13 protein-coding genes are annotated in these 13566 nt (G+C 53.4%); 5 read left to right on the top strand and 8 right to left on the bottom strand.

Going from position 1 to position 13566, the window contains the following annotated elements:
• Positions 1–8: 8 nt before the first annotated feature.
• Entirely contained in the window at positions 9–314 is a 306-nt protein-coding gene (locus tag Q9292_RS02850) for an ArsR/SmtB family transcription factor (RefSeq protein WP_194749070.1), read from the bottom strand.
• Between the two features lie 162 nt (positions 315–476).
• On the opposite strand from Q9292_RS02850, the gene Q9292_RS02855 reads away from it, so the two are divergent.
• Entirely contained in the window at positions 477–1103 is a 627-nt protein-coding gene (locus tag Q9292_RS02855) for a PEP-CTERM sorting domain-containing protein (RefSeq protein ID WP_313984529.1), read from the top strand.
• A 22-nt stretch (positions 1104–1125) separates the two neighbouring features.
• On the opposite strand, the gene Q9292_RS02860 is transcribed toward Q9292_RS02855, so the two are convergent.
• Positions 1126–1884: a uroporphyrinogen-III synthase gene (locus Q9292_RS02860; protein ID WP_313984531.1), complete on the bottom strand. Its 759-nt coding sequence runs from the start codon at positions 1882–1884 to the stop codon at positions 1126–1128.
• Positions 1881–2816: a hydroxymethylbilane synthase gene (hemC, locus tag Q9292_RS02865; protein WP_313985773.1), complete on the bottom strand. Its 936-nt coding sequence runs from the start codon at positions 2814–2816 to the stop codon at positions 1881–1883. Before hemC ends, Q9292_RS02860 begins: the two co-directional genes overlap by 4 nt.
• Positions 2817–3017: 201 nt before the next feature.
• Here hemC and Q9292_RS02870 point away from each other — a divergent pair, with 201 nt between their 5' ends.
• Positions 3018–3689 (top strand): mechanosensitive ion channel family protein, encoded by a 672-nt coding sequence (locus Q9292_RS02870; protein WP_194749073.1) that lies wholly within the window; start codon positions 3018–3020, stop codon positions 3687–3689.
• Positions 3690–3706: 17 nt separating this feature from the next.
• Here Q9292_RS02870 and Q9292_RS02875 read toward each other — a convergent pair whose 3' ends face one another.
• Positions 3707–4453 carry a LytR/AlgR family response regulator transcription factor gene (locus Q9292_RS02875; protein WP_275357385.1) on the bottom strand — a complete coding sequence of 249 codons (747 nt, stop codon included), beginning with the start codon at positions 4451–4453 and terminating at the stop codon, positions 3707–3709.
• A complete protein-coding gene (locus Q9292_RS02880; RefSeq protein ID WP_313984536.1) occupies positions 4446–5465 on the bottom strand; it encodes a sensor histidine kinase in 1020 nt (339 codons plus the stop codon). The genes Q9292_RS02875 and Q9292_RS02880 overlap by 8 nt, the downstream gene beginning before the upstream one ends.
• A gap of 90 nt (positions 5466–5555) precedes the next feature.
• On the opposite strand from Q9292_RS02880, the gene argH reads away from it, so the two are divergent.
• Positions 5556–6974, top strand: a complete 1419-nt coding sequence (gene argH, locus Q9292_RS02885) for an argininosuccinate lyase (RefSeq protein WP_313984538.1) — start codon at positions 5556–5558, stop codon at positions 6972–6974.
• A 62-nt stretch (positions 6975–7036) separates the two neighbouring features.
• Positions 7037–7708, top strand: a complete 672-nt coding sequence (locus Q9292_RS02890) for a hypothetical protein (protein WP_313985775.1) — start codon at positions 7037–7039, stop codon at positions 7706–7708.
• 710 nt (positions 7709–8418) lie between these two features.
• Here Q9292_RS02890 and hemW read toward each other — a convergent pair.
• The 3 genes from hemW to Q9292_RS02905 are packed head-to-tail and all read right to left on the bottom strand — an operon-like array spanning position 8419 to position 12889.
• Positions 8419–9627 (bottom strand): radical SAM family heme chaperone HemW, encoded by a 1209-nt coding sequence (gene hemW, locus Q9292_RS02895; RefSeq protein WP_313984541.1) that lies wholly within the window; start codon positions 9625–9627, stop codon positions 8419–8421.
• A gap of 38 nt (positions 9628–9665) precedes the next feature.
• On the bottom strand, positions 9666–12182 hold the full coding sequence (locus tag Q9292_RS02900; protein WP_313984544.1) for an ABC transporter permease: 2517 nt from the start codon (positions 12180–12182) through the stop codon (positions 9666–9668).
• The gene (locus tag Q9292_RS02905; RefSeq protein ID WP_313984547.1) at positions 12182–12889 is read right to left on the bottom strand and encodes an ABC transporter ATP-binding protein; all 708 of its coding nucleotides are present in this window, start codon (positions 12887–12889) and stop codon (positions 12182–12184) included. The genes Q9292_RS02900 and Q9292_RS02905 overlap by 1 nt, the downstream gene beginning before the upstream one ends.
• A 2-nt stretch (positions 12890–12891) precedes the next feature.
• Here Q9292_RS02905 and Q9292_RS02910 point away from each other — a divergent pair, with 2 nt between their 5' ends.
• Positions 12892–13542: an arylesterase gene (locus Q9292_RS02910; RefSeq protein WP_313984550.1), complete on the top strand. Its 651-nt coding sequence runs from the start codon at positions 12892–12894 to the stop codon at positions 13540–13542.
• Positions 13543–13566: the final 24 nt, after the last annotated feature.

Consider the following 13566-nt stretch of genomic DNA (forward strand, 5'->3'; position numbering starts at 1 on the left):
CTACCCTTTTATATTTCGTTTTTTATATAGTCCAGCACATTTTCCAGTGCTTGTTGCATGAACGCTTTATTGACCCAGAAAAAGACTTCGCGTCCGATTTTTTCACTCTGTAACGCGCCACCACGCTCCAGCACCTTGAGATGGTGGGTGACGGCTGTGCGGCTTAATTGAGAGCTTTCCACAATCTGCAGGATGGTCAACCGCTCGTTTTTTTCAAACGATAGCAAAATCCGTTGCCTGTGCGCATCCCCCAGCGCCTCAAAGAGGGCCGAGATGTCTGTCCAGGCTTCTGGAATGTGAGTGACTGTTTTCATATAACTAAATAATTAGTTATTTAGTTTATTTTGTCAAGCGCTGACCGCAAAATATTTAGTCCCAGCCCTAATCCGGGTTTCATTAAATCATCATTCACCGCAAAACAGAGGCCGTTACACTATGTTAAAACATTTAAATATAAATAATTCAGGGAATAAAAAATGGGACGATACGCCGCACTTTTTTCATTGATCTCAGCACTACCTGTGGCGGCGCATGCCAATACCGTGATCAACCTTGCCAGCACCAGCTGCAGTGGTGCGTTGTACATCTCATCACTCACTGGTGCCTCGCTCAGCTGTGCAGGCAACCTGACTCTAAATGGCGGCTGGATAAACTCTGACGACAGTATCTTTATTCGCGCAGACGGTGATTTACTGCTTGAAAACCTAAATCTGAATGCGCCAGAGATTTCGTTTTCGACGATCCAAGGCGGCATTCAGGTTGCGAGCACAGTGTCCATTAAAGCTGTTCAAAACGATGGCAAAATTGGTGGGCAAGTGGTGATCAATCAAGGCCCAGTGCACCCGATCATTGACTGGAAACCTTTTGACGTGACGCTCAACCCTGGCGGCTTGATTCACTTCAACATGCCAGACGCAAGCAGCAGCGTCTTGAATAGAATTCAAGGTAATGGTCAAATCGTTATCAATGCAGGCGATGTCAAGATTACCTCTGCCACACTGACTAATAATCCAATCGCGGGTTCATCCGTCCCGGAGGCAAACACAGGCGCAATGTTATTGCTAGGGCTGGGCTTGTTAGCGTTAAGACGCAGAGCCTGTTAATCCGCCAGCGCGAAAAGGCACTTTAAGCCTGAAGATGGTTTTGCAATAACGCCAGCATGGCGCTATCCCCGGAAACACCACTGCAGTAAACCGTCAAACCCGCCGTGCTCGCCTGCTCGGCGATACGGGCGTGGTTAACAAACAACGGCGTGGCTTGCAGCCAGGCTGCATCCTGCGCCAGGTCAAGCAAAAAGCGTAAGGCTTCACTGCTGGTAACGACAATGCCATGCAGCTGGCCTAGGGCATAGGCCTGCGCCAGCACTTGTGCACTGCTTTGCGGATTGACGCGGCGGTAGCATTCGCCAAACACCACTTCGGCCCCGCGTTGTTTCAAGGTCTCGGCCAGCACTTCACGCCCGCCCACCCCGCGCACAATCAACACGCGTTGCGCTGACATTGCCTGGAAGGCCTCTAATGCCAGCAGCGACTCACTATCAAACCGGTCTTGCGGGGTCAGTACTTGCGGAATACCAAACGCCTGCAAACTGGCTGCAGTCGTTGGGCCAATCGCGGCAAACTTGAGGCTGGGTGGGATGCCTGCCTGCTGCAGTAAAGGCATGCCATGTTGCACTGCATTGCTGCTGATAAAAATGACCCAGTCAAACTGGGCCAAGGGCGTGATGGCTTGATCAAAGCCACTGAGATCAGGCAATGCCTGAATATCCAGTAGCGGAAACGAGATCACCGCACCGCCGGCGGCCTCGATGGCGGCCGTTAGCTTGGTCGCTTGCTCGGGGGGGCGCGTGACTGCAATCCAGCGTCCGGCCAACGGCAGGGTCATTTTATGCCATCCAGCAATGCCAGAATCTTGTCGGCACCGCGCGCCACCAATTGCAGTGCCAGTTGCTGACCCAGTTTTTCAGCCTCTGCTGCGGATCCCGTGACGGTCTCTTTCAGCATTTGCTGACCATCCACGCTGGCGACAAATCCCTGCATGGTGATAGTGTCATTTTGCTTGGTGGCATAAGCGCCCAGCGGCACCGTGCAACTCCCCGCCAATGCGCGGCTAAAGCCACGCTCTGCCAGCACGCAAAGCTCGGTGTCGGGGTGATTAAGCGGTGCCAGAATAGTTTTCAAGTCTGTCCGCGCGGCATTGATCTCAATGCCTAAGGCACCCTGACCCACTGCCGGAATGCTCTCTTGCGGAGAAATAAACTGGCGGATGCGATGACCCAATTCGAGACGGATCAATCCAGCCGCCGCCAGAATAATCGCGGCATATTGGCCTTCGTCCAGCTTGCGTAACCGGGTTTGCAGATTACCGCGCAAGGATTCAATCTTAAGCGTGGGAAAACGCGCCTGTAACTGACTTTGTCTGCGCAAACTGGAGGTGCCCACCACACTGCCAGCAGGCAGGTCTTCCAGACGGGCATAATCATTGGAGACAAACGCATCGCGCGGATCCTCGCGCTCGCCGGTTGCCACCAGCGTAAAGCCTTCCGGCAGGTGCATGGGCACATCTTTCATACTGTGCACAGCCAAATCGGCACGGCCATCTGCCAGCGCGTTTTCAAGCTCTTTGACAAACAGGCCTTTACCGCCAATTCTCGATAACGGCGAATCCAGAATCTGATCGCCCATGGTTGTCATGCCCAAAATACTGACGTCGCATTGTGGATACAAGGCTTGTAATCTGGCTTGGATGTGCTTGGCCTGCCACATGGCAAGTGCGCTTTCGCGGGAGGCAATGACCAACTTGGCGGGAGAGTTCAGTGTGCTCAAAATGAATAACCTGTGATGAAGTTAGCTGGATTAAGCTGCGCATTTTAACACGGCATGTCCAGATAGCCGCGCAAGCAGCGGAGATGAACCTTTGAGCCACAAGGGAGTCGGATTGAGTTATGCTGAGCATTCGGCAAACACCTCAAGTGGCGATAAAAGTCATGCTTTTAAACATAAAGAGGAGGACTACTCATGCAGTACCAAATCGAAATTTTTCTTTCTTCTCTCAATCAATTCTGGATCGAACTCGTACATTTTGTGCCCAAATTACTGGCGGCCATGGTGATCCTGTTTTTTGGCTGGCTGGTAGCCAAAGCAGTCCGGTTGGGCGTAAAGCGTATTCTGGAACTCTCGCATTTTGATACCTTTGCGCAAAAGTCAGGCCTGGAAGCCTTTATGCGTAGCGCCAATTACAAAGTGAGCCTGAGCGGCATTATCAGCCAGGTAGTGTATTGGCTGGTGATTCTGCTGTTTGTCATTACCGGTGCCAATTCGCTGGGCCTGAGTGAAGTGGCCGCCCTGTTAAAAGAACTGGCCAGCTATCTGCCACACATCATTGTGGCGATTTTGGTCGTGATCTTTGGGACGCTATTTGCCCGCTTTATCAATCGCCTGGTGTTTGCCTGGCTGCACAGCATCAAATTTGACCAGGCGCTAGTGATCAGCACTTCGGCCGAGTATTGCATCCAGATCCTGGCGATTTTCATCGCATTGGAGCAATTAGGCATCGGCATGCAACTGATACATTCATTATTTGTGATTGTGTTTGGCGCGGTGTTTTTAGCGCTAGCCATCGCCTTTGGTCTGGGTGGCCGTGATTGGGCCGCAAAAGTGATAGACCAGGCGCAACAGAAGAAAAAATAGCGGCATAGGGCCACTACTTAAGTGGCCTTAATGATGTGCTGGTGACGGCGGCTGACCATCAGGGTCTCGGGAATACCCTTAAGCAAGACCACCCAGGCTGCCTCGCCCGCCTCATCGCCCTCGGTCATGCGTTGTTTTTCAAAGCCGCTGATGGCTGCGCGTGCCACCAGTGCGTTGCGGTGTATACGGATGAACAGATCGGGATAACTTTGCTCCAGCTGTGTGAGCGAGCCCTCGAGTAAATAACTTTTTTCGCGCGTGCGCACGGTAATGTATTTAAGCTCAGCGCGCAAATAAAGCACCTCGGCGATGGGTACCAACATGATTTTGCCACGTTCGTGGATGCTTAAATGATCATGGGTTTGCTGCAAAGGCTGCAATGCTTGTGACTGCGCCGCTGGCAAAGGCTGCGCTTTGGCCAAGGCCGTTGCCAGGCGCTCACTTCGAATCGGTTTCAGCAAATAATCAATCGCATTGAGATCAAAGGCTTGCAGCGCATAATGGTCATAAGCCGTGGTAAAAATCAGTTTGGGCGGCGTTGCCAGGCCACGCAAATGCTGGGCCAGCTCAATGCCATCCATCACGGGCATGCGGATATCCACCAGCACAATCTCGGCTGCGTGTTGCTGCAACAGCGATAATGCCTCCACGCCATTGGCTGCCTCACCAACAATCTCATAACCACCGATATCCCCCACCAGGTCGCGCAAGCGCTGCCTGGCCAAGGGCTCATCGTCTACAATCAACAGACGCTGGCTAGCCATGCACCACCTCGGACAAGGGCCGGGTCGGGATGACGATTTCAACGATATAACGTTGATCCGCTTCGTACTGACGCAACTGCGCCTCGAGATCGTAATGCAAGCGCAGGCGTTCACGAATGTTCTTGAGCGCCATTTTATTGCCACTCGCCCGGTTGCTTGGCGGGGGGAGTGGGTTGCTTATCCTTAACAGCAAGCTTTTGCCGCTGGGTTTGATCTCAATATGCACCACGCCGCCTTGCGGCTGCGGCTCAATGCCGTGATAAATGGCATTCTCAAGCAAAGGCTGCAAAATCAGCGGCGGAATCATTATCTCTGGTGGCAGCTCAGACAATTGCCAGTCACATTGCAGCCGTTCATCCAGACGCAGTTTTTCGATATTGAGGTATTGGTGACACAAGGCAATTTCTTGCGACAACGGCACCAGGTCACGGTTATCCGCCATCAGCACGCGGAATAGTTCAGCCATATCCTCCAGCGCCGTTTCAGCACGCTGCGGCTGGCTGCGGATCAATGACAAAGCTGCATTCAGGCTATTAAACAAAAAATGCGGGCGAATGCGCGCCTGCAAGGCCTGCAACCGTGCCTCGGCGATGGCAGGCGAATACGCCCGCTGCAGCAGATCGAGGTAATACAGGCACAGGAGGACATCGGCAGCAGAGAGCGACAGCACCTGACACCATTGCGCGGCACGCAAAGGCATAATCCAGACATGGTAGCCTTCCGTGGCCAATGCGGTCAGGCCAACCGCCAGCAGCACGATCCCTGCCAGGGCCGGGCGATACGCCCAGCGGCTCATCCACGGATAAGCCAGGGTCAGCGCCCCCATCACCAGCAACAATGGCGGCAGCCACTGGCTACTGATCTGCGTCAGTGCGTTTAACCAGGCGCTAATACTTGCGTCCGGCTGTCCATCGTAGACCACCAGCAACGCCAGCAAACACAGATGCAGCAACAGCACACGTAAGTGTATGCCTAGATTGCGGAAATTGGGAATGCGGCTAGTTTTACGCACAGCGTGATGTTCATTTATAATGTGGCTCCAGCATCATAAGTATTCAGCGCCTCGCGCGCAAGCCAGCCTTATTGGCAGAAAGAATTTGTTTTGACCGCACCCAAACCGACAACCCAGTCTTCTTTGCATCAAAAAGACCAAGCCTGGTCCGGCCGCTTCAATGAGCCGGTCGCCGAACTGGTTAAACGTTATACAGCCTCGGTCGATTTTGACAAACGTCTGGCCAGGTTTGATATTGAAGGCTCGATTGCCCACGCCACCATGCTCGGCGCGCAAGGCATCATTTCGGCGCAAGATGTAGAAGAGATCAAACGCGGCCTGGGCGAAATTCTGGCGGAGATTGAAGCAGGCCAATTTGAATGGCTGCTCGATCTTGAAGACGTACACCTGAATATCGAAAAACGCCTGACCGAGAAAATCGGCGATGCTGGCAAACGCCTGCACACCGGCCGTTCACGCAATGACCAGGTTGCCACCGATGTGCGGCTGTGGTTGCGTAGCGTGGTCGATGACGCGATTGCCGGTATCCGCGCCCTGCAAACATCATTGCTAGATTTGGCCGAACAGAACGCTGCCACCATCATGCCTGGCTTTACCCATCTGCAAGTCGCGCAACCGGTGACCTTTGGCCACCACCTGATGGCCTATTTTGAAATGCTCAACCGCGATGCCGAGCGCTTTGCCGATGCCCGCAAGCGGATCAACCGCCTGCCCTTGGGCGCTGCCGCACTGGCGGGCACCAGCTACCCGATCAAGCGCGAGCTGGTGGCTGAACTGCTGGGGTTTGACAGCGTATGCCAGAACTCGCTCGATGCCGTGTCTGACCGCGACTTTGCCATTGAATTTAATGCCGCTGCCTCGTTGCTCATGATGCACTTGTCGCGCTTCTCCGAAGAGCTGATTCTATGGATGAGTCCACGTTTCGGCTTTATTGATATTGCCGACCGCTTCTGTACCGGCTCGTCTATCATGCCGCAGAAGAAAAACCCGGATGTGCCAGAACTGGTGCGTGGCAAAACCGGCCGCGTCTATGGCCATTTAATCGGGCTGCTGACTCTGATGAAAGGCCAGCCACTGGCCTACAACAAAGACAACCAGGAAGACAAAGAGCCTTTGTTTGACGTGGCCGACACCTTGCTGGTGACCTTGCAGATTTATGCCGATATGCTGCGCGGCATCACCGTCAAGGCCGACAATATGCGCCAGGCGGCGCTGGAAGGTTTTGCCACCGCCACCGACCTCGCCGATTACCTGGTGAAAAAAGGCATGCCGTTCCGTGATGCGCACGAAGTCGTCGCGCATGCTGTCAAAGCGGGTGTGGAATCTGGCCGCGACCTGGCCGAATTCAGCCTGGCTGAGTTACAAGCATTTAGCAGCACCATCAGCGACGACGTGTTTGAAGTGCTGACGCTCGAAGGCTCCGTCGCCAGCCGCAACCACACTGGCGGCACCGCCCCAGAACAAGTGCGCCGCGCCATTGCGCAAGCCAGAGTACAGTTAGGGCGCTGATGATCCTCCGCCACCCTCACCAATGGAATCTCAGATCATACTTGGTGATGATGGCGGGCTTGATGATTGTCATCGGCGTGATGCTCCGGCTATTTAACCATCCCGTGCAGGCCGCGTTTGGCATAGCCAATCCCAAGCAAGAGCAATCCATGCTCTGGCCCTTGCTGCCCGGTGAAAGCGTCAACAGCCTCGCCGCCAAACTTTACCCGCAAAGCCCCGTCCTCCAGCAACGCTTTGTGCAGCAATCACTCACGCTGAGCCGCAGCCGCGGCATCCTGCTCAAGGCCGACCAAGCGGCCAAGTATGCGCAATTAATCGCTGTGCCCAATGCACAAACCCTGCACACCATCACCCACCGCATCAAAAAAGCCGATGAAGTCGATCCGCAAACCTTTGTCACACCCGGCCTGGTAATGAGTGTGCAACTCTCGCAAGGCGCCCAGCAAAGCTCGGGGTGGCATTTGCCAAAGCTTTCGCTGCCAACCGTGCACCTGCCAGAATTACCGGCACTTAAAGGCTATTCCTTCTCGGTGGATCATTTAACGCGCCGTGTCATGGCCGTGAGAACGCATGTGGTAGACACCTACCAGGCTAATGCAACAGCGATTGCTAACACCCCGCTCAACAAGCTTTATCAAACACCGCAATTGGCGGTGATTGTATTGAGTGCGCTCTTGTTGCTGGTGTTGAGTTTGGTTTGGGGTGTTTTGGAAGAGCGACGGCCTAAGCGGTAACCTTTGCATTACATTCTTTTTCGCCTTTAGGCGACCGTTCTTTCTTATGCTTGTCCATAAGAAAGAAGGCAAAGAACAAGACACCCTAGCTTACGCTTGTTTCCTGCGTTGCTCATCAGCGTGGGCGGCCATTGAAACTCGCCCTGACAAGCCACATACTTCGTGGCTTGTTGTGGAACTCAAACAGGCAATGGCCGACAGCTCCCACGCTGATTGCGCTACTCGGCGCGTCAGATAGGGGCCCGTTTAAACCCACCACAATGAAACGTTAGTCGGGCATGTTGAATTCAGAGTGCTAGGTTACTTTTCTATTTCAAAACTGAAACTACAAACCATTTTTTCACGGTGATCGAGCGGGCTGCGATGTAAAAAGTTTCGCATAGATGAAGGCGTGTGGTTTTATGGGCCCCTATCTGACGCGCCGAGTAGCGCAGGCAAAACAAGAATAAAGGGAGCGACTGTTCGAGTCCCGCAGCAGCTCACGTATTTTGTGAGCTGCCAGGTCGAGTTTCGTGACCGCTTGTTTTGGTGAGCAACGCAGGAAACAAGCGTAAGCTAGGGTGCACTTTCTTTTGGTTACTTTATCTTTGTGCAAGCAAAGAAAAGTGACTCGCCGAGGGGCGACAGAGAGCGTGACAACCAATCACCGATCACACGCGTGGGCATATATGCCCACCCTACCACTTTCAAACTCCTGCTTGCGTCAGGTGTTACGGTAAAAACATCTCCAATAACTCATTCAAAAACCGCTGCCCTTTCAATGTCGGTGCAATCACCCCACTCTGCTCCGCCAACAACCCTTGTTGCTGCGCAGCCAGCAAGGTCGATTGAATAGTCCTTAATGGCAATCCCGTCCGTTGCTGAAACAAACTAGCCTCTACCCCATCCACCAGCCTTAACGCATTCATCATAAATTCAAACGCCAGGTCTTCACGCCCAATCTGCCATTCACTATCCACCATCTGTCCAGTAACGATAGACTCGAGATACTTTTTCGGATGCTTGTGACGACTTTGGCGAATGATCTTGTCATGAAAACTCAGCTTTGAATGCGCGCCTGCGCCGATGCCCAGGTAATCGCCAAACGTCCAGTAATTGAGGTTGTGCTGGCACTGCTGGCCAGGCTGGGCAAACGCGGAGGTTTCGTAATGCTGGTAGCCATTTGCAGCTAGTATTTTCTCGATTTCTTCCTGCATGGTGGCGCTGGTGTCGTCGTCGGGCAAGCTCGGTGGCGTGCGGTGAAACGGCGTGTTGGGTTCCAGCGTCAGGTGATAGAACGACAGATGCGCGGGCTTGATCTGGCAGGCAGTTTCAGCATCTAGCAATGCATCTTCCAGGCTCTGTTCCGGCAATGCATACATCACATCCAGATTCACCTTTTCAAAGGTATTCAGCGCCAACTCGGCGGCGGCCAGCGCTTGGTCGCGGTCATGAATGCGGCCCAGCGCTTTGAGGTATTGCGGCTGAAAGCTTTGAATGCCGAGCGATACGCGGTTGACGCCTGCTTCTCTGTAACCCTTGAAGTTGGCGATATCCACTGTGCCCGGGTTGGCTTCGAGCGTGACTTCAGCGCCATATTCCAGTGGTGTCAGCATACGCACATGGCTCAAAATCTTATCAATCGACTCGGCAGAGAAAATACTGGGCGTGCCGCCGCCAAAAAACACGCTGCGGATTTTGCGGCCCCACACCAGCGGCGTCGCTTGTTCAAGGTCGGCAATCAAGGCATCCACATAAGCGGCTTCCGGGATCTCCTGCCGTGCTTCGTGCGAATTAAAGTCGCAATAAGGGCATTTGCGCACGCACCACGGGATATGGATATACAACGAAAGTGGCGGCGGATTGGTGAGGCCGCTCAGCGTAATGTCACCTTGTAGCGGGGCATCTTTCAGGCTATTTGCAGGATAAATCGGAATCATGCGCGTATTTTAACCTGTATCCATCCAGGCACAGGGACTTAAACGCTTTGCAACAAGGCTCTGGGCGGCTGGTTAAACTGGTGGCGCGCCACCAGCCAGGCCGACAAGGGCACCAGCACCATCGCCGCCAGCAAGGCTTGCATGGTCAGCCAGGCGTTGAATTGATAGTCCATCTCCAGCACCCGCGTCGCCAGGGCATAAGCGGCAATATTGGTAAAAATAGTGGCAACGATACTGGCCAATAGGCCTATGCATAAAAACTCCACCAGCATCGCCAGCACCACCTGCTTTCTTGAAGCGCCCAACACCCGCATCAAGGTGCTTTCGCGCACCCGCTCTTCGCGGGTGGCCATCAGCGCGGCATACAACACGGCCAAGCCCGCCAGCAGGCTAAAACCAAACACGAATTCAATCGCATAGCTCATTTTGCTGATCAGGCTTTGAATCTGCTCCAGCACGGCCGCTACATTGATGATGGTTAAATTGGGGAATGTTTTGACCAGCTGATTCAGGGCGTCTTCTTTGCCCGCTGGCAGGTGAAAACTGGTGAGGTAATTGGCGGCGTAATTATCCAGCACCTGGGGTGGCGTCACCGCGAAGAAATTCACATGCATGCTGTTCCACTCCACCTTGCGCACGCTGGTGATGGTGAGCTCAAGCTGAGTGCCAGCCACATCGTAAGACAATTTATCGCCCAGCTTTAAGTTAAGTGTCTCGGCCAGCCCCTGTTCCAGAGAGAGATACGGTTTGCCAGCATCTTCAGCGCTCCACCACTGCCCTGCCACTAGTTCGTTATCTGCCTGCATTTCTGCCGCCCAAGATAAATTAAACTCCCGCTCGGCCAGACGCTTGGCGCGGTCATCTTTATAATCCTCAATCTTGATGGGTTTGCCATTCACAGAAATCAGCCTTGCGCGCACCATGGGGAAAATATCCGCATGCTGAATAGCATGCGTACTTAATAGCGCATTGATGCCGGGAATCTGGTCGGCCTGGATATTGATGACAAAGCGATTAGGCGCATCTGCGGGTAACGAGGTCTGCCAGTTTTTCAGCAGGTCATTACGCACAAACGCCAGCAGCAAGATCGCCATCAGGCCCATGCTTAAGCCAACCACCTGGGCGATGGTCAACATCGGTCGGCGTCTTAAGCCCATGAACCCGAGCTTGATCACACCGAAATCTCGCACACTGAACGTCTGCACGAAACGCATGCCCGCATAAGCCAGCAAACCAGCCACCACGACCAATCCAAATAGCGCAGAAAATACAATCCCGGCCAGCTTGATATCCCCCGCATGCCAAAACACCAGCCCGGCCAATACCAGCAATGCGGGTAAAAACATCAGACCATGGCTGCGCACATTGCCTTCTAAATCCTGACGCAAAATACGCAGTGCTGGCACCGCCCGTAAACGCTGCAATTGCGGCCACACCACCGTCAGTAAAGTAGCAAAGCCAGTGGCGAAACCCAATACGACCGGCATCCAGCCAGGGGCTGGCAACGTTTCGAGAAACAGGCGGCCAGCAAGTATCGCCAAGCCATATTGCGCGGCAAAGCCCAGTACACAACCTATCACACTACCCACCAACGCCAGCAGCAAAGTCTGGTAAAGCAGAATCTGCGTAATCAGCTTTTTGGTTGCACCAAAGCAGCGCATCAGCGCATACGCATCCAGGCTCTTTTGCACATAGGGGATACTCGCCAGCAACATGGCCACCATTGCCAGAATCACGCCGACCATGGAGGCAATGCCGAGAAACTGTTGCGCCTTGTTGAGCGCACTGCGCATTTCAGGGCGCGCGCTGCGGATATCGTCTACCCGCTCACCGCGGGCTAATTGCGGTTTCAGCCATTCGGCGTAGTCTTCCATAGCCTGATTCACCGCTGCGCCATCGGTATGGGCGGCGACCAGCAACTGGTATTTCACCCGGCTGCCAAACTGGACCAGGCCAGTCGCAGGCACATCGGCACTGTTCATAAACAGGCGCGGCGCAATGCTGAACATATCGCCGCCACGCGACGGCTCCTGCAATACAAAGGCCGCGACCATAAACTGGCTGTCACCGACGCTAATTTCATCGCCAATCTTCAACGCAAGCTTTTGCGCCAGTCGTGGCTCCATCCACACCGTTCCGGGAGCAGGAATATCTGTGGCAGGCGGCTCAGCCTTTGCCGTCACGGCTGACTGCCTGCTAATGGTCAAATGACCACGTAGCGGAAAACCTGCTTCCACCGCCTTGATTTCGGCCAGCTCACTACTGTCGTCTTTCAACACCATGCTGGAAAACTCCAGCGCCTGCGTGGTCTGGTATTGGCGCCGCTGTGCCTCAGCAAGGTATTTTTCCGGGAGAACATGGTCTGAATTCACCACCAGATCCGCCCCAAGCAACACATTGCCCTGGGTTTGCATGCTGGCTTTGATACGGTCCGTGAAAAAGCTGACTGAGGTGGTTGCCGTGACCGCCAGGATTAGCGCAAACAGCAATACGCGTATTTCACCCGAAGACCACAGGCTGCGGCACTGACGCCAAGCAATGGAGAAGGCCAGCATTAGTGCGCCCCTGCCTGCGTATCGGCTATCGCGATCTCGCTGAGCACGCCACCCTGCAAATTCAACACGCGCTGGCAACGCCTTGCCAGATTCATATCATGCGTGACCAGCACCAGCGTGGTGCCGCTCTTGGCGTTTAAATCAAACAGCAATTTGATAATCGCCTCACCGGTTGCCACATCCAGGTTCCCAGTTGGCTCATCGGCAAATAAAATAGAAGGCTTGGCAGCAAATGCCCTGGCAATTGCCACCCGCTGCTGCTCACCGCCTGACAACTGTTTTGGGTAATGCGTGGCCCGTGCTGCCAGACCTACACTGTCGAGAGCAGCGATGGCAATCGCCTGCGCATCCCGCTGGCCCGCCAGCTGCAAAGGCAGCATCACATTTTCCAACGCGGTCAGTGAACCCAGCAATTGGAATGATTGAAAGACAAATCCCATGTATCTGGCACGCATCGCCGCACGGCCATCTTCATCCATCACGCCGATATCTTCACCGGCAATCAGGACTTTTCCGCTGGTTGCTGTGTCCAATCCAGCCAATAAGCCCAGCAATGTCGATTTACCCGACCCCGAGCTGCCAATAATCGCCAGCCGCTCACCCTGCGGCACGGCCAGATTCAAACCAGTCAAAATAGGGAGTGTTGTATCATTGCTAACAACCGATTTACTTAACAATACCGCTTCAACGGCATAAGGACTTTGCATTAATGATGTTCCGATTTCTCAAGATATTAAGCGTTTGCACTACTCTATTTTTTGCCGATGCCGCCCTGGCTGAAACAACATCCAAACCGGTGATTCTGGTGTTTGGAGACAGTTTATCCGCCGCCTATGGCATCCCCAAAGAAAAAGGTTGGGTGAATTTATTGGCGCAAAGAATAGAAGACAAGCAATTACCCTACGAAGTTGCCAACGCCAGCGTCAGTGGTGAAACCACTGCGGGCGGCCTCAGCCGTTTGCCTGCCGCAATTCAGCAGTTTAAACCCAGTATTGTGTTAATAGAACTAGGCGCCAATGACGGCCTGCGCGGCTTACCGCTGGATGCCATGAAAAACAACCTTGAAAAAATGATCCAGGCCAGCAAGCAGGTCAATGCGCAAGTGGTTTTATTGGGCATGTTTATACCGCCAAATTATGGCCCGAAATACACCAACGGCTTTAAAGCAGCTTTTCTGGATTTATCGGAAAAATACAAAACACCATTTATCCCATTTTTCCTGGATGGAATTAGTGGGCATAGTGATCTGGTGCTGGAAGATGGCTTGCACCCGAATGTGAATGCACAGGTAAAAATATTGGAGAATATTTGGCCGACTTTAAAACCGTTACTTAAAAACAATATCAAATCAGCCAAGTAATGTATTAAATATTTGGTTCTAAAA

The organism is Methylophilus sp. VKM B-3414 (assembly GCF_032248435.1).
In the GTDB taxonomy this organism is placed as follows: Bacteria; Pseudomonadota; Gammaproteobacteria; order Burkholderiales; family Methylophilaceae; genus Methylophilus; species Methylophilus glucosoxydans.